The 18,212-nt window shown below is 59.0% G+C and carries 17 protein-coding genes; 5 read left to right on the top strand and 12 right to left on the bottom strand.

What is annotated here, in order from left to right; all coding sequences use genetic code 11:
* Window positions 1–37: 37 nt before the first annotated feature.
* From ACA049_RS29250 to ACA049_RS29290, 9 genes are all read right to left on the bottom strand, one after another.
* Window positions 38–253: a TOBE domain-containing protein gene (locus ACA049_RS29250; protein ID WP_003229256.1), complete on the bottom strand. Its 216-nt coding sequence runs from the start codon at window positions 251–253 to the stop codon at window positions 38–40.
* Between the two features lie 33 nt (window positions 254–286).
* Window positions 287–1,093 carry an aliphatic sulfonates ABC transporter ATP-binding protein gene (gene ssuB, locus ACA049_RS29255; protein ID WP_109635717.1) on the bottom strand — a complete coding sequence of 269 codons (807 nt, stop codon included), beginning with the start codon at window positions 1,091–1,093 and terminating at the stop codon, window positions 287–289.
* The gene (gene ssuC / locus ACA049_RS29260) at window positions 1,090–1,872 is read right to left on the bottom strand and encodes an aliphatic sulfonate ABC transporter permease SsuC (protein WP_497331725.1); all 783 of its coding nucleotides are present in this window, start codon (window positions 1,870–1,872) and stop codon (window positions 1,090–1,092) included. The genes ssuB and ssuC overlap by 4 nt, the downstream gene beginning before the upstream one ends.
* Window positions 1,873–1,880: 8 nt before the next feature.
* Complete coding sequence (ssuD, locus tag ACA049_RS29265) at window positions 1,881–3,029, bottom strand: FMNH2-dependent alkanesulfonate monooxygenase (protein ID WP_497331727.1); 1,149 nt, start codon at window positions 3,027–3,029, stop codon at window positions 1,881–1,883.
* Between the two features lie 25 nt (window positions 3,030–3,054).
* Entirely contained in the window at window positions 3,055–4,020 is a 966-nt protein-coding gene (locus ACA049_RS29270; protein WP_497306242.1) for a sulfonate ABC transporter substrate-binding protein, read from the bottom strand.
* A 90-nt stretch (window positions 4,021–4,110) separates the two neighbouring features.
* Window positions 4,111–4,704, bottom strand: a complete 594-nt coding sequence (gene ssuE, locus ACA049_RS29275) for an NADPH-dependent FMN reductase (protein ID WP_497331729.1) — start codon at window positions 4,702–4,704, stop codon at window positions 4,111–4,113.
* 318 nt (window positions 4,705–5,022) lie between these two features.
* Entirely contained in the window at window positions 5,023–5,661 is a 639-nt protein-coding gene (locus tag ACA049_RS29280; protein WP_403107612.1) for a peroxiredoxin, read from the bottom strand.
* A gap of 294 nt (window positions 5,662–5,955) precedes the next feature.
* Window positions 5,956–7,293 carry an OprD family porin gene (locus ACA049_RS29285; protein ID WP_497331731.1) on the bottom strand — a complete coding sequence of 446 codons (1,338 nt, stop codon included), beginning with the start codon at window positions 7,291–7,293 and terminating at the stop codon, window positions 5,956–5,958.
* Between the two features lie 413 nt (window positions 7,294–7,706).
* Entirely contained in the window at window positions 7,707–9,044 is a 1,338-nt protein-coding gene (locus ACA049_RS29290; RefSeq protein WP_497331733.1) for an OprD family outer membrane porin, read from the bottom strand.
* Window positions 9,045–9,405: 361 nt separating this feature from the next.
* Between ACA049_RS29290 and tauA the strand changes: the two genes are divergently transcribed.
* Window positions 9,406–10,395: a taurine ABC transporter substrate-binding protein gene (tauA, locus tag ACA049_RS29295; protein WP_497331735.1), complete on the top strand. Its 990-nt coding sequence runs from the start codon at window positions 9,406–9,408 to the stop codon at window positions 10,393–10,395.
* Window positions 10,396–10,535: 140 nt separating this feature from the next.
* On the opposite strand, the gene argA is transcribed toward tauA, so the two are convergent.
* Together argA and argE are read right to left on the bottom strand one after the other, a co-directional pair.
* Window positions 10,536–11,834 (bottom strand): amino-acid N-acetyltransferase, encoded by a 1,299-nt coding sequence (argA, locus tag ACA049_RS29300; protein ID WP_497331737.1) that lies wholly within the window; start codon window positions 11,832–11,834, stop codon window positions 10,536–10,538.
* A gap of 269 nt (window positions 11,835–12,103) precedes the next feature.
* Window positions 12,104–13,273, bottom strand: a complete 1,170-nt coding sequence (gene argE / locus ACA049_RS29305) for an acetylornithine deacetylase (RefSeq protein ID WP_497331739.1) — start codon at window positions 13,271–13,273, stop codon at window positions 12,104–12,106.
* Window positions 13,274–13,430: 157 nt separating this feature from the next.
* Here argE and ACA049_RS29310 point away from each other — a divergent pair, with 157 nt between their 5' ends.
* The gene (locus tag ACA049_RS29310; protein WP_497331741.1) at window positions 13,431–14,798 is read left to right on the top strand and encodes a CYTH domain-containing protein; all 1,368 of its coding nucleotides are present in this window, start codon (window positions 13,431–13,433) and stop codon (window positions 14,796–14,798) included.
* Between the two features lie 98 nt (window positions 14,799–14,896).
* On the opposite strand, the gene ACA049_RS29315 is transcribed toward ACA049_RS29310, so the two are convergent.
* Entirely contained in the window at window positions 14,897–15,361 is a 465-nt protein-coding gene (locus ACA049_RS29315) for an Lrp/AsnC family transcriptional regulator (protein WP_497331743.1), read from the bottom strand.
* Between the two features lie 125 nt (window positions 15,362–15,486).
* Between ACA049_RS29315 and ACA049_RS29320 the strand changes: the two genes are divergently transcribed.
* The 3 genes from ACA049_RS29320 (at window position 15,487) to ACA049_RS29330 (ending at window position 18,090) form a co-directional block, all read left to right on the top strand.
* Window positions 15,487–15,825, top strand: coding sequence for an ACT-like domain-containing protein (locus ACA049_RS29320; RefSeq protein WP_497331745.1), 339 nt, complete (start codon window positions 15,487–15,489; stop codon window positions 15,823–15,825).
* A 90-nt stretch (window positions 15,826–15,915) separates the two neighbouring features.
* Window positions 15,916–17,700 carry a type IV pilus assembly ATPase TfpB gene (tfpB, locus tag ACA049_RS29325; RefSeq protein ID WP_497296552.1) on the top strand — a complete coding sequence of 595 codons (1,785 nt, stop codon included), beginning with the start codon at window positions 15,916–15,918 and terminating at the stop codon, window positions 17,698–17,700.
* A gap of 69 nt (window positions 17,701–17,769) precedes the next feature.
* Window positions 17,770–18,090: a DUF2388 domain-containing protein gene (locus ACA049_RS29330; RefSeq protein ID WP_169857239.1), complete on the top strand. Its 321-nt coding sequence runs from the start codon at window positions 17,770–17,772 to the stop codon at window positions 18,088–18,090.
* Window positions 18,091–18,212: the final 122 nt, after the last annotated feature.

Raw genomic sequence — 18,212 nt, forward strand, 5'->3', positions numbered from 1 at the left:
GGCTTGCTCGCGAAGGCCGCACCGCCGATGTCACTGACTACAACTTGGCGATCGACACCTCGGTGGATTTCACAAACGCAATCACTTCGCTGCCGACCACCAGTTCCAGCTCTTTCACTGAACGCGTGGTGATCACCGAAGTGACGATGCCGGAAGCGGTCTGAACGTCGATTTCCGACAGCACGTCGCCCAATACGATTTCCTTGATCGAGCCTTTGAACTGGTTACGAACGTTGATGGCTTTGATAGTCATGATGTTGATTCCTGTCGTTGGATAAGGCTTGAGTTATTGCGCCCAACGCAACTGCGTAGGCAAGGGTGAAACAGGTTCCGGCTCCGGCGGTTGGCCGGGCAGTGCGAGTACGCGATTGAGTACTTCGGTTTCCAGCGCCGCCAGCCGATGGGAGCCACGGACCCGAGGGCGTGGCAACTCAACGTGCAAGTCGAGGCCGACTTCGCCCTCTTCGATCAGGATCACCCGATCGGCAATCGCTACCGCTTCACTGACGTCGTGGGTCACCAGCAACACGGTGAAACCGTGCTTCTGCCAGAGCCGTTCGATCAGTTGCTGCATTTCAATTCGGGTCAGGGCATCCAGCGCGCCCAGCGGTTCGTCGAGCAACAGCAAGCGCGGTTGATGGATCAGCGCGCGGGCCAGGGCTACGCGTTGCTTCTGGCCACCGGACAGGGCCGCCGGCCATTCGTTGGCGCGATCCGCCAGGCCCACCGATTCCAAGGCTTCCAGCGCTTGAGGCCGCCAGTTGCCCTTGAGCCCGAGACCGACGTTGTCGATGACCTTTTTCCATGGCAGCAAACGCGCTTCCTGGAACATCAACCGGGTGTCTTCCCGAGCATCGCTCAGCGGCGCGGAGCCGGCGAGCAATTCACCGCCGGTGGGTTTGTCGAGACCGGCGAGCAAGCGCAGCAAGGTACTTTTGCCACAGCCACTGCGACCGACCACGGCAACAAACTGACCCGCCGGAATGTGCAGATCGATCTCACGCAAAACTTGCCGCGAACCAAAGGTCTTTTGCAGCTTGCGCACCACCAGCGGAATTCCGCGCAGCAGGCGTGGAGGTTGTTGAGCGGTCATGCGGCACCTCCTTTGGCAACCTGATACGCCGGATGCCAGCGCAGCCACACCCGTTCAAGTCCACGGGCCGCGAGGTCGGCGAGTTTGCCGAGCACCGCGTACATCAGGATCGCCAGCACCACCACGTCAGTCTGCAAGAATTCCCGGGCATTCATCGCCAGATAGCCAATGCCGGAGCTGGCGGAAATGGTTTCCGCGACGATCAGCGTCAGCCACATGAAGCCCAGTGCGAAACGCACGCCGACCAGAATCGAAGGCAACGCACCCGGCAGGATCACCTGACGAAACAGGCTGAAACCGGACAAGCCATAACTGCGCGACATTTCCACCAACGCCGGGTCGACATTGCGGATGCCGTGATAGGTGTTCAGGTAGATCGGGAACAACGTGCCCAGCGCCACCAGGAAAATCTTCGCCGACTCGTCGATGCCGAACCACAGGATCACCAGTGGAATCAGCGCCAGGTGCGGCACGTTACGGATCATCTGCACCGAACTGTCGAGCAGGCGTTCGCCCCATTTCGACAGCCCGGTGATGAAGCCCAACGCCAGGCCGATGCTGCCGCCGATGGTGAAGCCCAACGCGGCACGCCAGCCGCTGATCGCCAGGTGCGTCCAGATTTCACCGCTGCGCACCAGGCTCACGCCGGCCTCGATGACGGCGATGGGCGCCGGCAGAATCCGTGTCGACAACCAGCCCGCCGACACCGACAACTGCCACACCGCCAGCAGCAACACCGGCAACGCCCAGGGCGCGAGGGTGTGGATAATTCTCTTCATGGCGCGCCTCAGCTCTGGGACGCAGCTTTGGGAAGAATATCGTTGGCGACCATCTCGCCAAACGGACTGACGTAATTGGCGCCTTGGGGCAGCTGCGGACGTTCGATGTCGAGGTGCGGGAACAGCAATTCCGCAACCCGGTACGACTCTTCCAAGTGTGGATAACCGGAGAAGATGAAAGTATCGATGCCCAGGTCTGCGTATTCCTTCACGCGAGCAGCCACGGTCGGACCATCGCCCACCAGCGCCGTACCGGCACCGCCACGCACCAGGCCGACACCGGCCCACAGATTGGGGCTGACTTCCAGGTTGTCGCGGCTGCCGCCATGCAGCGCGGCCATGCGTTGCTGGCCGACCGAATCGAAGCGCGCCAGAGACGCCTGGGCGCGGGCGATGGTTTCGTCGTCGAGATGGGAGATCAGCCGATCCGCTGCTTGCCAGGCTTCGTCATTGGTTTCGCGCACGATCACATGCAAGCGAATGCCGAAGCGCACGGTACGACCGAGCTTCGCGGCTTTGGCACGCACTTGTTCAATCTTCTCGGCAACGGCGGCCGGCGGTTCGCCCCAGGTCAGGACCATTTCGACCTGCTCTGCCGCGAGGTCTTGCGCCGCTTCCGACGAGCCACCGAAGTACAGCGGCGGACGCGGTTGCTGGATCGGCGGATAGAGCAACTTGGCACCCTTCACGCTGATGTGTTGACCGTCGTAATCAACGGTTTCGCCTTCCAGCACGCGGCGCCAGATGCGGGTGAATTCCACCGAGGCTTGATAGCGTTCTTCGTGGGTCAGGAACAAACCGTCGCCGGCCAATTCTTCCGGATCACCGCCGGTCACCAGGTTGAACAGCGCACGGCCGCCGGACAGTCGATCCAGGGTCGCGGCCTGACGCGCGGCCACCGTCGGGGAAATGATCCCGGGGCGCAGCGCGACAAGGAATTTCAAACGCTGGGTCACCGGGATCAGCGATGCAGCGACCAACCACGAGTCTTCGCAGGAACGACCGGTGGGAATCAACACCCCGCCGAAGCCCAGGCGATCCGCCGCCTGGGCGATTTGTTGCAGGTAACCGTGGTCGACGGCGCGGGCGCCTTCGGCGGTGCCAAGGTAATGGCCGTCGCCGTGGGTAGGCAGGAACCAGAAAATGTTGAGGCTCATGGAGTGGTCTCCTTGGGGAATCGAATTACTGCGCTTTGGCAACGGCTGCCGGTGGCGTCCAGATCACGTCTTTGATGCTCAGCTGTTTCGGGATCAGCTTGAGCTGGTAGAAGCTGTCGGCGATTTTCTGTTGGGCGGCGACCACTTCAGGCGTTAGAAACAGCGCGCCGTAGCCTTGGCGTTTCACCGACGTCAGGGTGATGTCCGCTGGCAGGCCGAGCAGTGGCGAAACCTGTTTGGTCACGTCTTCAGGATTGGCTTTGGACCACTCGCCGACGGCGCGCACTTCTTCCACGAGGGTCTTGATCACCTCAGGATTTTTCTGTGCGTAAGGCTTGGTCGCGAGGTAGAACTGGTGGTTGTCGACGATGCCCTGCCCGTCGCGCAGAGTGCGCGCTTGCAGTTGCTGTTCGGCGGCAGCCTGGTACGGGTCCCAGATGACCCAGGCATCGACGCTGCCACGTTCGAACGCGGCGCGGGCATCGGCCGGCGGCAGGAAGACGGTCTGAATGTCGGTGTATTTGAGGCCGGCGTCTTCCAGTGCGCGCACCAGCAAGTAGTGAACGTTGGAGCCTTTGTTCAGGACGACTTTTTTGCCCTTGAGGTCCTGCACCGATTTGATCGGCGAGTCCTTCGGCACCAGGATCGCTTCGCTGTGCGGCGCTGGCGGTTCGTAGGCGACGTAGAGCAAATCGGCGCCGGCGGCTTGAGCGAATACCGGCGGGGTTTCGCCAGTGACACCGAAGTCGATGGAGCCGACGTTCAGGCCTTCGAGCAGCTGCGGGCCGCCGGGGAATTCAGTCCATTGCACATCCACGCCTTGAGCGGCGAGGCGTTTCTCGAGGGTGCCTTTGGCTTTGAGCAACACCAGGGTGCCGTATTTCTGATAACCGATTCGCAGAGTCTCGGCTTGAGCTTGAGTAATGGCGCCGAAGGTGACAGCCGCTGCAAACAGAGCGACCAGACCACGACGCAAAATGACAGTGCGCATGGCGCTCTCCTTTTTGCAGTTGGGTTTTGGCTGCACCTGCTTGGCCGTTGGCGGCTGAGTAAGGTGGAGTAAAGCTAATTCGGGTGAGGCTTAAATGCTCCAGCGAGCACTCAACAAACGTTCATTCAACAGGTTTGGATCGAGCGGCTTGGGCCGTCGAGCCATGGCGCTGAAAAACAGCTCCAGCGATTCATTCAGTCGTTGTTCCAGCTCCGGCGCCAACTGCGCCTGGGCACTGCCTTCGCCGTAAGCGATCTGGCTGTCTACCGCGAAAATCCCATGCAACATCTCTTGGGCTTTCAGCGCCGACAGCACCGGCTTGAGCGCGTAATCCACCGCCAGCATGTGCGCGATGCTGCCGCCAGTAGCCATGGGCAGAACCACCTTGTGGTCCAACGCGCGCTCGGGCAGCAGGTCCAGCACGGTTTTCAGCGCACCGGAGAACGACGCCTTGTAGACCGGGGTGGCGATCAGCAGGCCGTCGGCGTTTTCAATCTGTTGCAGCAGGTCAATCACCTTCGGGCTGTCGAAGCGTGCGTGCAGCAAGTCTTCGGCCGGGAAGTCCCGCACCTGGTAACTCACCACTTCCACACCTTGCGCTTGCAACCAGCGTTGGGAGCGCTCCAGCAGCACCCCGGAACGGGAGCGTTGGCTGGGACTTCCACCGAGTGAGACGACCAGCATTCAGATGATTCCTTGAACGGTGTTGGCGATTCGCGGTTTGCGATCTCGCTTTGATGGAAGTGACCTTAACAGGTGATTGTTATATCCATAAATCATATTTATTCATTTGGTTATTCTTTGTAGATCTATACGAAAAGCCTTTTTCCAGACAAAAAAAAGGCCGTAGAAACGGCCTGAAATCCCCTGCTTTATGGAATTTGCATCGCTCTCCTGTAGGAGCGAGGCTTGCCCGCGAAGGCAACGCCACAGCCACTATCATTGTTGGATGTGATGGCCTCTTCGCGGGCAAGCCTCGCTCCTACAGGGAACAGTTTTCACTCAACGGTTGGGCTGAGGCGTCAGGCGCAGGTACGGCTTCACCGCGCGATAACCCTTGGGAAAGCGTTTCTTGATTTCGTCTTCGTCCTTGAGCGACGGCACGATCACCACTTCATCGCCGTCCTGCCAGTTGGCCGGGGTGGCCACCTTGTAGTTGTCGGTGAGTTGCAGCGAGTCGATCACCCGCAGGATCTCGTGAAAATTACGACCGGTACTCGCCGGGTAAGTGATGGTCAGCCGAACCTTTTTGTTCGGGTCGATCACGAATAGCGAGCGCACGGTCAGGGTGTCATTGGCGTTCGGGTGAATCAGGTCGTAGAGGTCCGAGACCTTGCGATCGGCATCCGCCAGGATCGGGAAATTGACGACCGCGTTCTGGGTTTCATTGATGTCTTCGATCCACTTGTGGTGCGAGTCCACCGGGTCGACGGACAGGGCGATGGCTTTCACACCGCGATTGGCGAATTCATCCTTGAGCTTTGCGGTGAAGCCCAGTTCGGTGGTGCACACCGGCGTGAAGTCTGCCGGATGGGAAAACAGCACGCCCCAGCTATCGCCCAGCCATTCGTGGAAACGGATGGTGCCGGCGCTGGAATCCTGTTCGAAGTCGGGGGCGATATCGCCCAGTCTGAGGCTCATGGTGCTGCTCCTGATGAGTGCTTGTTGAGCTCAACTGTGCCTGCGTTCCTTATAGATTAAAAAGAATAAATATCGATTTGTTTAGATCATAAGTGAATATTAAATATCTGTTCACTGGACCTGCGAGCCCATCACGACGAACATCGCCGACAAGGTTCGAGAAGGCCTTGAGTTGCTGCAAAGAGGGAAATGTTCAAGGCGGGATTACGGGGGTGACTCCGCCTTGAAAACGCAAAAGCCCCGCCCGGCGAGATGCCGGGCGGGGCTTTTTTTACCTCGGTTACGCGAGCGCTATTACAACAGCGGGATCGAGTAGCTGAGGATCAGGCGGTTTTCGTCCTGGGAGCGAACGCCCGGGATGTTGGTGCGCCAGGTAGCGTTCTTCCACATGAAGCCAACGTTCTTCAACGGGCCTTCCGGTACGACGTAACCGACAGTCAGGTCGCGTTCCCACTCGGAAGCGTTGTTAGCCACTTGTGCGCCACGGGTGCCAACGGTATCGATGTCATCACCACGCAGGTAAACCATGCCTGCGGTCAGGCCTGGAACGCCGACTTTGGCGAAGTCAAACGAGTAGCGTGCTTGCCAGGTGCGTTCGCCGGCACGGCCGAACTTCTGGATTTGCATGTCGGTGATGGTGTAGTTCGACGAACCGTCGCCCTGGTTCAGCCAAGGGAAGTCGCTGCTGCCATTGCTGACCTGATAACCGCCGCCGAAGGTGTGACCGGCAACGGTGTACAGGAACAGGCCGCTGTACAGATTGTTGTCGACCTGGCCTTTACCGCTTGGCACGCCACTGTAGTTACCGTTGCTGAAGTAAGCAGCGGTGTTGGAGTTGGCACCGTCATCCGAGCTGTTGAAATAACGCAGGTCAGATTTGAGAACGCCCGGGCCGATAGCCCAGTTGTGAACCAGACCCAGGAAGTGCTGCTTGTAGAAGTCTTCCAGGTTGCCGTAGTAGTACTGGGCAGTCAGGTCTTTGGTGATTTTGTAGTCACCACCGGCGTAGATGAACTTGTTGCTGTTGGCGATACGAGGGTTTGCACCACCGATCGACAGTTGCTCGTTGTTGCTGGAGTTACGACCTTTCACGTGTTCGATCTGACCACCGACCAGAGTCAGGTCCTTGATCTCGCCGGAAGTGATCTGGCCACCCTGCCATGTTTGTGGCAACAGACGACCGTCGTTGGTGACGATGACCGGGTTTTTTGGCTGCAGAGTACCCAGCTTCAATTCAGTCTGGGAGATCTTGGCTTTTGCAGTCAGGCCCAGGCTGGAGAAGTTATCAACCGCTTCGCCGTTCGATTTGCTTGGGAACACAGTGCCGCCATAAGCCGCGCCGTTGGCTGCACCATTGGTGCCGCCGCCCGAATCCAGACGCACGCCCAGCAGGCCGATGGCATCGATACCGAAGCCGACAGTGCCTTGGGTGTAACCGGAGATGAAGCGCAGATCGAAGCCTTGGCCCCATTCTTCGTTCTTGTTCGCGCCCGGACCATCACGGTTATCGGTGTTGATGTAGAAGTTACGCAGACCCAGAGTGGCCTTGCTGTCTTCGATGAAACCGGCGGCGCTTGCCTGCTGCGCCAAAACCCCTACGGCCACAGCCAGGGCCAAGGTGGACTTGTTCATTTGTTTCGCTCCTATCGTTTCTAATTCTTGTGTTCCTGGTCCTGGGTCGAATGCCCTGGATCCTAAGACGCGCAATTTTTGCCGAACTCTCTAGCCCGGTCGTTTTGGCCGCGCAGGATACATCGTCATAAAGCCAAAAAGAATTGTGGGATTCTTTTTCATAGCGATACGGAATATGCCTGGGCAGCACAGATCCGAGGTATCGGCTAAAAAGCCGATTCCTTAACCTGTTCTTCTAACGGGGGATTATTTTGCTTAACGCCGGGCTCCGTGCTGAGTACCGGACGGGGCCTACTTTAGGCGCTGGCAAAAAAAACTAAAAAGAATAAAAAATAATCAATACTGTTGTTTTTGGAATATATAGAGACAAAAAAAAAGCCTCGCCTGCCGGCAAGGCTTTTTCTGACGACTTGTTACATGAAGCTGTAAGTGTAGTTGAAGATCAGACGGGTCTGATCCTGATCAAGGGTGCTGGTGTTGCCGCGATACATACCGTGACGCAGCGTCGTGCCAAACCCTTTAAGCGGACCCGTTTGAATCACGTAATCCACACGCAGGTCGGTTTCGCGCTCGTTCAGGTCCTTACCCACACCGCTGGTGGCCTTGATGTCCTGACCATACAAGTAAGCAGCCGAAGCTTTCAAGCCTGGCACACCCAACGAAGCGAAGTCATAGGAATACTGGCCATACGAGGTATTTTCACCGGCACGGATAAAGCTGCCGACCGTGGCGTCGGTGAACGAGTAGAAGCTGGCGCCGCCAGCACCTTCGTTGCGCCCTCTGCCATCAACCACGTTGCCCTGGTTCAGGAAAACGAAGCCGCCGTCATCGCTGACACGCTGATGCCCGAGCAGAAACGCGCTGCCACCCAGGGTATAGGTGAATGTGGCGCTCCAGGTCTTGTTATCGACCACGCCCCTTTCCTTGGCGTAGCCGCTGTTGTTGTTGAACTGGTAGCCGGCGTCGCCGTTCTTGCCGTCGGAGCTGCTGTCGAAGTAACGAAGATCGGTCTTGAACGACTGGTTCGGAGCGATCGGGTAGACGTGCACCAGGCCGAGGAAATTCTGCTTGTAGTAGTTTTCCAGGTTCGCGTAGTAGTACTGCAGCGTCAGCTCTTTGGTGACCGCCCAGTCAACACCGGCGTAGCGGAACTGGTTACTGTCCTCAGTGCCACCCGCCACGGCCAGGCCAGTGCTGTTGGAGGATGCACGACCTGTCGCGTGTTCCAACTGACCTACGTTAAAGGTGAAGTTGTCGATTTCCTTCGAGGTGATGGTGCCACCTTCAAAGGTCTGTGGCAGCACGCGGCTATCGTTCGCAATCAGGATCGGCATGTTTGGTTGCAGAGCGCCACCGTAGTGGGCCTCTGTCTTCGAGAATCGTGCCTTGACGTTGCCCGCCGCACGGGTCCACGAGCTCTCTGCCGAACCATCGGAGTCGCTAGGGCTGAAGGAGTTATTGTCCGGGTGATGGCCCTTGCCACCGTCCAGATGGATACCGACCATTGCCTGGGCGTCGATACCGAAACCTACGACACCTTGAGTGAAGCCCGACTTGTAATCGAACTTCAGGCCCTCGGCAGCCTCTCGCTGCCGGTTAGCAGGAGTCTTGGCACCTTCGCGGTTGTCGGCGTCGTAGTAAAAGGTACGAGAACTAACAGAAGCCTTGCTGTCTTCGATGAAACCCGCGGCGCCTGCCTGCTGCGCCAAAACCCCAACAGCCACGGCCAAAGCCAAGGTGGACTTGTACATTGCTTCGCTCCTATCGTTTCTAATTCTTGTGTTCCTGGTCCGGGGTCAATTGCCTCGGATCCTAAGATGCGCGATTAGCGCCAGACCGTGACCCACAAGTCAATCGTAACTATGTGTGTCTACGACCATGGTCTAATCCCCGGTTTTTTGGTCCTTGCGGGGTCATGAGTTCGTCATAAACCCAAAAAGAATTGTTCAGTTCTTTTTTCATACCTTTTAGGAATTTAGCTCAGGTCCATTTGCCGTCCCGTGCCAGAGCGGCTGGCTCATAAGCTAATTCCTAAAAGGTATTTGCTAGCCTTTTTTTAGATCGATTAGCTTTGACGCAATTCGGAAACAAACCCCACCGGAATGCGATGCCATGACGACCAAACGCGCACTATCCAGACCAATTGTTACAGTTTGTGTATCGGTTTTATTTTCCCTCAGCGCGCAAGCGGCGAACCTCACGGTCGGTTATCAAACCGGCATCGATCCGAGCAAAGTCCCTCAGGCTGACGGCGTTTACGAAAAGACCATCGGCGAGAAAATCGACTGGCGTCGTTTCAACAGCGGCCCGGAAGTGGTGACGGCCATTGCCTCCGGCGACGTGCAGATCGGCAACCTCGGCTCAAGCCCGCTGGCAGCCGCCGCTTCGCGCAATCTGCCGATCGTGGCGTTCATTGTTTCCGCCCAGATCAACGCCGCCGAAGCGCTGGTAGTGCGTAACGGCAGCGGCATCAATAAACCGGAAGATCTGATCGGCAAGACGATCGCCACCCCCTTCGTTTCAACCTCCCACTACAGCTTGCTCGGCGCGCTGAAGCACTGGGGCCTGGACGCCTCGAAAGTCAAAGTGGTGAACCTGCAACCGGCGGAAATCGCTGCTGCCTGGAAGCGCGGCGACATCGATGGCGCGTTTGTCTGGTCGCCGGCACTGGGGGAAATACGCAAGACGGGCAAGACCTTGACCGACGCCGCACAAGTGGGTCAGTGGGGCGCTCCGACGTTCGAGGTATGGGTGGCGCGTAAGGATTACGCGGAGAAGCATCCAGACGTGGTGGCGAAATTCGCCAAGGTCACTTTGGACTCGTTCGCTGACTATGCTGCGCATAAAGACAGCTGGACGGCGGACTCGGTGCCGGTGCAGAAAATCGCCAAATTGACCGGTGCCAATGCCGCTGACGTGCCCGAATTACTGGCCGGTTCCGCGTTCCCGGATGCCAAGGCCCAACAGACCACCGCGCTGCTGGACGGCGGCACGGCCAAGGCGATTGGCGAGACGGCGAAGTTCTTGAAGGAGCAAGGGAAGGTAGAGACAGTGCTGCCGGATTATTCGCCGTATGTCAGCGCGAAATTCGTACAGCAGTAACACTCAAAACCCCTGTAGGAGCTGTCGAGTGAAACGAGGCTGCGATCTTTTGATCTTGCTTTTTTAAGGATCAAGATCAAAAGATCGCAGCCTCGTTTCACTCGACAGCTCCTACACAGCTTCTGCAGGAAGCACTCCGCTTACAGAGCTTTTTCGAAGATCTTCGAATTACGCTGATAGTTGTACAGCGACGCTCGCGCCGATGGCAGGCGTTCAACGCTGCTCGGTACGAACCCACGCTCGCGGAACCAGTGAGCGGTCCGGGTCGTCAGCACGAACAAGGTTTTCAGGCCCTGCGCCTTGGCGCGGGTCTCGATGCGCTCCAGCAGCTCGTCACCGCGACCGCCATGGCGATACTCCGGATTCACCGCCAGACAGGCCAGCTCGCCAGCGTCCGAATCGGCAATCTGATACAGCGCCGCACAGGCGATGATCATGCCTTCGCGCTCAACCACGCTGAACTGCTCGATCTCACGCTCCAATACCTCGCGGGAACGACGCACCAGAATGCCCTGCTCTTCCAGCGGGCTGATCAAGTCCAGCAAACCACCGACGTCTTCAATGGCCGCTTCGCGCACGATCTCGAATTGTTCCTGGGCCACCAGCGTACCGCCACCGTCACGGGTGAACAGTTCGGTCAGCAGCGCGCCGTCTTCGGCGTAGCTGACGATATGGCTGCGCGCCACGCCGCCCCGGCAGGCTTCAGCCGCCGCATCCAGCAGTTCCGCCTGATAGTTGCTGCCCAGACGCTGCAGATGCGCCGGCACTTGTTGCGGACGCAGCTCACGCACCAGTCGACCGTTTTCATCGATCAAGCCCAGGTCCGCGCCGAACAGCAGCAGTTTGTCCGCGCCCAAGTCGATGGCCGCGCGCGTGGCGACGTCTTCGCAGGCGAGGTTGAAGATCTCACCGGTCGGCGAGTAACCCAACGGCGACAGCAGCACGATGGAGCGCTCGTCCAGCAGGCGATTGATGCCTTTGCGGTCGACCCGGCGCACTTCGCCGGTGTGGTGATAATCGACGCCTTCCAGCACGCCGATCGGCCGTGCCGTCACCAGGTTGCCGCCGGCAACACGCAGGCGCGAGCCCTGCATTGGCGACGAGGCCATGTCCATCGACAACCGCGCTTCGATGGCGATGCGCAGTTGGCCGACCGCATCGATCACACACTCCAGGGTCGCGGCATCGGTGATGCGCATGCCGTGGTGGTAATGCGGGGTCAGGCCGCGCGCCGCGAGGCGGGTTTCGATTTGCGGACGGGAACCGTGAACCAGCACCAGCCGCACGCCGAGGCTGTGCAACAGCACCAGGTCGTGGACGATATTGCCGAAATTCGGGTGCTCAACGCCGTCGCCGGGCAGCATGACGACAAAGGTGCAATCGCGGTGGGCATTGATGTACGGCGAAGCGTGACGAAGCCAATTAACGTATTCGGGCATGAACCTGGGCCTGTAATAAATAGCAGCCAAAAAATGGGCGAAACTGAAAACGCACAGCGGGCTGATGGTTATCGTCGGAACAGGCTTGGCGACACGCGCGCTCTCCTCATGAATACGGGTTGGGACACTGACGATTTAAACCGTTTAGTCAGCCAATACACAGAACCTGTGGGAGCGGGCTTGCTCGCGAAAGCGGTCTTACATTCAACATCAATGTTGACTGATCTGGCCTCATCGCGAGCAAGCCCGCTCCCACAGGGTTCTGCGTCTTAACCGACTGGCATTGGCGGTTTGGCCGGTGTCAGGCAGTAATGTTCAATCAATTGTCGTAATAGATGCACGGTAGGCTGCAAACGTGACATTTCGAGGTATTCCCCCGGTTGGTGCGCACAGGCGATATCGCCCGGGCCCAGCACCAGTGTTTCGCAGCCAAGACGCTGAAGATAAGGCGCTTCGGTGCCGAACGCCACTGCTTCGGCAAGATGCCCGGTCAGCTTTTCAGCAACCCGGACCAGTTCGGCGTCCTCGTCTTGCTCGAACGGCGGCACTTCGGGGAACAGCGGCGCGTAATTGATCTTCACCTGATGGCGTTCGGCAACCGGCTTGAGCCTCTGCAGAATCTCGGCACGCAGCGCCTTGGGGTCCATGCCCGGCAACGGCCGCAAGTCGAACTCCAGCGAACATTGGCCGCAGATGCGGTTGGGGTTGTCGCCGCCATGGATGCAGCCGAAGTTCATGGTCGGCGTCGGCACACCAAACTGTGGATTGCGGAATTCGCGCTGCCACAACAGGCGCAGGCCACGCAGTTCGCCGATGGCATCGTGCATGGCTTCGAGGGCGCTGTGGCCCAGGCGTGGGTCCGAGGAATGGCCGCTCTGCCCGAGGATGTCGATGCGCTCCATCATGATGCCTTTGTGCATGCGGATCGGCTTCAGCCCGGTCGGTTCGCCAATCACTGCCGCACGCCCCAGCGGTCGGCCGGCTTCTGCCAGAGCACGAGCACCGGACATCGAGCTTTCTTCATCGCAGGTGGCGAGGATCAGCAGCGGCTGTTTGAACGGCTGATCCAGCAACGGAATCACCGCTTCGATGGCCAGGGCGAAAAAGCCTTTCATGTCGCAACTGCCCAGGCCCACCCAGCGGCCATCGACTTCGGTCAGTTTCAGCGGATCGGTCTGCCACAGCGCCTCATCGAACGGCACCGTATCGCTATGACCGGCCAGAACCAGGCCACCGGGGCCGGAACCGAAACTGGCGAGCAAGTTGAACTTGCCGGGGCTGACCTGCTGGATGTCGCAGGAAAAACCCAGATCACCGAGCCACGTCGCCAGCAAGTCGATGACCGGACGATTGGATTGATCAAGGCTGGGCTGGGTGCAGCTGACCGATGGCGCGGCAATCAGCGCAGCGAACTGATCTTTCATGGACGGCAAAGGCATCGCTGACTCCCACTCGCGAATTGAAGACCATCATAGAACCATCTGGCGACAGGAATAAACCGCTGCGGCGCGTAGAGTCGGCCAGTCCTGTACACTGCACGACCTTGGCAGCCACACATTCCCCCCGGCTGCGCTCCCGATCTTGGATTTTCCGGCCATGCAGAAAGAAACCGAAATCAAACTCCGCGTCAGCCGCGAAACCCTCGCTGCCCTGCGCGAGCACCCGCTCCTGAAAAAACGCAACAAAAGTGGCTGGGAACGCCGTGAGTTGATGAACCAATACTTCGACACGCCTGAGCGCGACCTGGCCCGCGCCAAGGTTGCCCTGCGCCTGCGCAAGGATGGCGAAGAAGTGATTCAAACGCTGAAGACCCGCGGCCAGAGCGTCGCCGGTCTGTCCGAGCGTAACGAATACGACTGGAACCTGCCCAAAGCCAAGCTCGACGTGAAAAAACTCGACGGCGAATGCTGGCCAGAAGAATTGGCCGAGCTGGACAAGAAGACCCTGAAACCGATCTTCACCACCGATTTCGTTCGCGAACGCGCCGAAATCGCCTGGGGCCGTGGCAAGACCAAAGTGGTCATCGAAGCCGCGCTGGACCTGGGCCACGTGGTGGTCGGCAAGCAGAAAGAAGAAATCTGCGAGCTGGAACTGGAACTGCGCGAAGGCGAGCCGGCTGCCCTGCTGGAACTGGCCGCCGAACTGGCCGCGACCCTGGCCCTGATGCCGTGTGACATCAGCAAGGCCGAGCGTGGTTATCGTTTGTACGACGCCAACAGCTATTCGTTGAGCCTGCCGGCGCCACAAATCACCGCTGAGACGCCGCTGGATGACGCATTCGCCGCGCTGAGCTGGCATTTGCTGAGCAGCAGCCAGCGTCTGGCCGAGCAGTATCGCTTCAACGGCCACTGGCGCCTGTTGCTGGACTGGGTCGAGAACCTCGCTGAGTTGCGCGCCTTGCTCAGTAGCCTGGGTCAAGCCGCACCGCGTCAGTCGACTCACGATCTGCGCGTCGCACTGGATGCCTTGCTCGAAGACTGGCGTCCGCTGGTGCAAGCCGGTATCGACGACGAAGACGTACGCAAAGCCGCGCCGGAGCAGTTCCTCGAAGAACTGGAAGACCCGCGTTGGGGCTTGTTCTCGCTGAACACTTCCCGTTGGTTGCTGGCCCGCACCTGGGCGGCTGATCGCAACGTTCGTGGCAATCGCCAGGGCGCTGCGCAGTTGGGTAGTTGGTTGCCGCGTTTGCTGGGTGAAGAAGCGACGTCCCTGCAATTGCAGCGTTATCAGCAACAGCCGGAAGATTTGGCCGAGCAACTGCCGCGCATCGAGCGCATCCAGGCCTGGCTGCACCATGCCCGTGGCGTGCTGGACATCCCGGAAATGGATCGCCTGTACGGCGAGCTGAAGCAACTGGCGCAATTGGCTAACGAACCGATCACCGATGAATCGCTGGATGCGCGCAAGCAGCAGGCGATTGCGGTTTATCAGAATCGTGCCTGGAAAATGCTGCTGCGTATGTGATGACGCCTTCGCGGGCAAGCCTCGCTCCTACAGGTTTTATGCAATCCCTGTAGGAGCGAGGCTTGCCCGCGAAGAGGCCCGCACATTCACCGTATACCCTAGACCGGCAAACTCGTCGTCGACTTGATCTCCGACAACGCCACAATCGAGTTCACTTCCTGAATCCCCGGCACCATCGACAGCTTCTCAAAGAAAAACCGCTCATACGCCTCGATGTCCGCCGTAACAATCCGCAGCAAGAAATCCACTGACCCCATCAACACATAACATTCCAGTACTTCGGGAAAACCACGAATCGCCTCGGTGAATTCGGTGAAGTTCGAGCGCCCGTGCGCGTTGAGTTTGATCTCGGCAAAGATCTGCGTGTTAAGGCCAATCTTCTTCCGGTCAAGCAACGTCACCTGCCCCCGAATAATCCCCTCCTCCTTCATTCGCTGAATCCGTCGCCAGCATGGCGATTGGGACAGCCCCACCTGCTCGGCGATCTGCGCGCTGGAGAGCGAAGAGTCTTCTTGAAGCAACGCGAGAATCTTGCGGTCGTAGCCATCCAGCTCGTTGTGCATAAATAAACCCGTGATTAATAACCAACCGAATCAAACAATTCGAAAAACAGCCAATAAGCCCAATCATAGATAAGAAATGCCCCGCACCGAATGTAAAAATTTCTCCATTGATTTGGAGACCGACCATGCCGCACCTGGAAGCCGTGAACACCTCGCCCACCCGCGCCGATGTCTGGAGCGCCGGCAACGCGCACTGCCGCGTTCATTACCAACTGCTGGCCGAAGCAGAGCCGGACCTGCTGTGCCGGGCGCTCAACTTTTTCGCTTTACAGTTACTGACGCCGCAACGGGTCAATGCGCAGCGGATGGACGATTTGATGTCGATCGACATCGTCATGGAAGGGCTGAGCTGGCATCGCGCCGAAGTGATTGCGGACAAATTACGTAACCTGATCAGCGTGTGCTCGGTCGAGCTGCAAGCCGCTGATTCGGCATGGAATGAGCCGGCTCAGGCGGCTGGCTGACAAACCTCGACACGGCTTCGTCGGGTAGTGGCCCAACGGTCGGCGGGTCCGCGACTATCCTTTGCGAACTGTTGTTCATAAGGAGCCCGCATGTCCGTTCAACTTGCCATTCAGGACCGCTGGCTGGATCTCAATGATTTGCTGCGTGAACTGGTCGCCCAAGGCTTTATCAGCCAGGACTCGGCCGAACACGCGCTCAATGCCCGCCGCCGGCATGCCGCCAATGGCCAGATGCATCCCCTGGAGTTCATCGCCAGCCAGCACCTGGACGACCTCAGCCGTCCGGGCAAACACCTCGACCTGGAAAGCCTGACCCTGTGGCTGTCACAACAGGCCGGTCAGCCTTACTTGCGCATCGATCCGCTGAAAATCAACGTCGCGGCCATCACCCCGCTGATGTCCTACGCCTTCGCCCAGCGCCACAAGATCCTGGCGGTGTCCATCGACCGCGACGCGGTGACCGTGGCCAGCGCCCAGCCTTACGTCAACGGCTGGGAAGCTGACCTGACCCACGTGTTGAAGCTGCCAATCAAACGCGTAGTGGCCAACCCGGTGGACATTCAGCGCTTCAGCGTCGAGTTTTTCCGCCTGGCCAAATCGGTCAGCGGTGCGACCAATGCCGATCAGCAAACCAGCTCCCTGGGCAACTTCGAGCAACTGCTCAACCTCGGCGCCAGCGACCAGGAACCGGACGCCAACGACGCGCACATCGTCAACATCGTCGACTGGTTGTTCCAGTACGCCTTCCAGCAGCGCGCCAGTGATATCCACATCGAACCCCGACGCGAGCAAGGCACAGTGCGCTTTCGCATCGACGGCGTGCTGCACAACGTCTATCAATTCCCGCCGCAAGTGACGATGGCCATCGTCAGCCGCCTGAAAAGCCTCGGGCGGATGAACGTCGCGGAAAAACGCAAACCCCAGGACGGCCGGGTAAAGACCAAGACCCCGGACGGCGGCGAAGTCGAGTTGCGGCTGTCGACCTTGCCGACGGCGTTCGGCGAAAAAATGGTCATGCGGATCTTCGACCCGGAAGTACTGCTCAAGGACTTCGACCAGCTGGGTTTCTCCGCCGAAGACCTGCGCCGCTGGCAGGACATGACCCGCCAGCCCAACGGCATCATTCTGGTGACAGGGCCGACCGGTTCCGGCAAAACCACCACGCTGTACACCACGCTCAAGAAACTGGCGACGCCGGAGGTCAACCTCTGCACCATCGAAGACCCGATTGAAATGGTCGAACCGGCGTTCAACCAGATGCAGGTCCAGCACAACATCGACCTGACTTTCGCCGCCGGCGTGCGCGCGCTGATGCGACAGGATCCGGACATCATCATGATCGGCGAGATCCGCGACCTCGAAACCGCCGAAATGGCGATTCAGGCTGCGCTCACCGGTCACTTGGTGCTATCGACGCTGCACACCAACGATGCGCCCAGCGCCATCAGCCGCCTGCTGGAACTCGGCGTGCCGCATTACCTGATCAAGGCCACGGTGCTCGGCGTCATGGCCCAGCGCCTCGTCCGGACTTTGTGCCCGCACTGCAAGGCACCGCTGACGTTGGGTGAAGAAGACTGGCAAACCCTGACCAAACCCTGGCAAGCGCCGCTGCCCACCAATGCCCAGCGCGCCATCGGTTGCCTGGAATGTCGCGACACCGGCTATCGCGGCCGCGCCGGGGTCTACGAAATCATGCAGCTGACGGATGGGGTCAAAGCACTGATCAACCCCGACACCGATTTGCTCGCGGTGCGGCGTCAGGCGTTCAAGGAAGGCATGCGCAGTTTGCGGTTGTCGGGGGCGCAGAAAGTGGCCGCCGGGTTGACGACGATCGAGGAGGTATTGCGAGTAACGCCGCAGAGCGAACAAAAGTAGGCGCGGCCGTCATGGAACTGGATTGGGGAAATGGCGATCCAACCCCGTAGTTAACCAGTGGAGTCACCCATCATGCGTCTCAAACTTGCTGTCGCTACCATCGCCTTGTTGTCCCTTCCAGTCGGTTCGGCGATGGCCGATAGCTTTTGGCGTAACGTCATTTCGTCCGGTGCGACCACCGGTTCGACCTACCTGACCTTCAAGGATCACAAGCTGATCGTTGCCGCGCAGGACGATGCCGGCAGCTTCGTCGCCAGTGACGGCGGCATTCGCGGCCCTTACCTGGAAGCAGCAATGCAGAAAGTCCGCGCCGACAATCCGGGCCTGCAGGCGACGGACATGGAACTGGCGAATGCGATCCTGGCGAAGAACGCCGTGGCTTCGGAGTAAGCATTTCAGCCGAACAAAAAATGCCGCTCACATGAGCGGTATTTTTTCGCCCAACACAAAACCCCTGTAGGAGCGAGGCTTGCCCGCGAAAGCGATTTAACACTCAACATTTACGTCAACTG

The organism is Pseudomonas sp. LBUM1662 (assembly GCF_059695915.1).

What these genes read in the sequence shown, in the direction of transcription:
- ACA049_RS29310 (WP_497331741.1), top strand. Translation starts at nt 13,431, where the DNA reads ATGCAGAAAGAAACCGAAATCAAACTCCGCGTCAGCCGCGAAACCCTC.
- ACA049_RS29250 (WP_003229256.1), bottom strand. Translation starts at nt 253, where the DNA reads ATGACTATCAAAGCCATCAACGTTCGTAACCAGTTCAAAGGCTCGATC.
- ssuE (WP_497331729.1), bottom strand. Translation starts at nt 4,704, where the DNA reads ATGCTGGTCGTCTCACTCGGTGGAAGTCCCAGCCAACGCTCCCGTTCC.
- ssuD (WP_497331727.1), bottom strand. Translation starts at nt 3,029, where the DNA reads ATGAGCCTCAACATTTTCTGGTTCCTGCCTACCCACGGCGACGGCCAT.
- argE (WP_497331739.1), bottom strand. Translation starts at nt 13,273, where the DNA reads ATGCCTTTGCCGTCCATGAAAGATCAGTTCGCTGCGCTGATTGCCGCG.
- tfpB (WP_497296552.1), top strand. Translation starts at nt 15,916, where the DNA reads ATGTCCGTTCAACTTGCCATTCAGGACCGCTGGCTGGATCTCAATGAT.
- ACA049_RS29285 (WP_497331731.1), bottom strand. Translation starts at nt 7,293, where the DNA reads ATGAACAAGTCCACCTTGGCCCTGGCTGTGGCCGTAGGGGTTTTGGCG.
- ssuC (WP_497331725.1), bottom strand. Translation starts at nt 1,872, where the DNA reads ATGAAGAGAATTATCCACACCCTCGCGCCCTGGGCGTTGCCGGTGTTG.
- ssuB (WP_109635717.1), bottom strand. Translation starts at nt 1,093, where the DNA reads ATGACCGCTCAACAACCTCCACGCCTGCTGCGCGGAATTCCGCTGGTG.
- ACA049_RS29280 (WP_403107612.1), bottom strand. Translation starts at nt 5,661, where the DNA reads ATGAGCCTCAGACTGGGCGATATCGCCCCCGACTTCGAACAGGATTCC.
- ACA049_RS29270 (WP_497306242.1), bottom strand. Translation starts at nt 4,020, where the DNA reads ATGCGCACTGTCATTTTGCGTCGTGGTCTGGTCGCTCTGTTTGCAGCG.
- ACA049_RS29320 (WP_497331745.1), top strand. Translation starts at nt 15,487, where the DNA reads ATGCCGCACCTGGAAGCCGTGAACACCTCGCCCACCCGCGCCGATGTC.
- argA (WP_497331737.1), bottom strand. Translation starts at nt 11,834, where the DNA reads ATGCCCGAATACGTTAATTGGCTTCGTCACGCTTCGCCGTACATCAAT.
- ACA049_RS29290 (WP_497331733.1), bottom strand. Translation starts at nt 9,044, where the DNA reads ATGTACAAGTCCACCTTGGCTTTGGCCGTGGCTGTTGGGGTTTTGGCG.
- tauA (WP_497331735.1), top strand. Translation starts at nt 9,406, where the DNA reads ATGACGACCAAACGCGCACTATCCAGACCAATTGTTACAGTTTGTGTA.
- ACA049_RS29315 (WP_497331743.1), bottom strand. Translation starts at nt 15,361, where the DNA reads ATGCACAACGAGCTGGATGGCTACGACCGCAAGATTCTCGCGTTGCTT.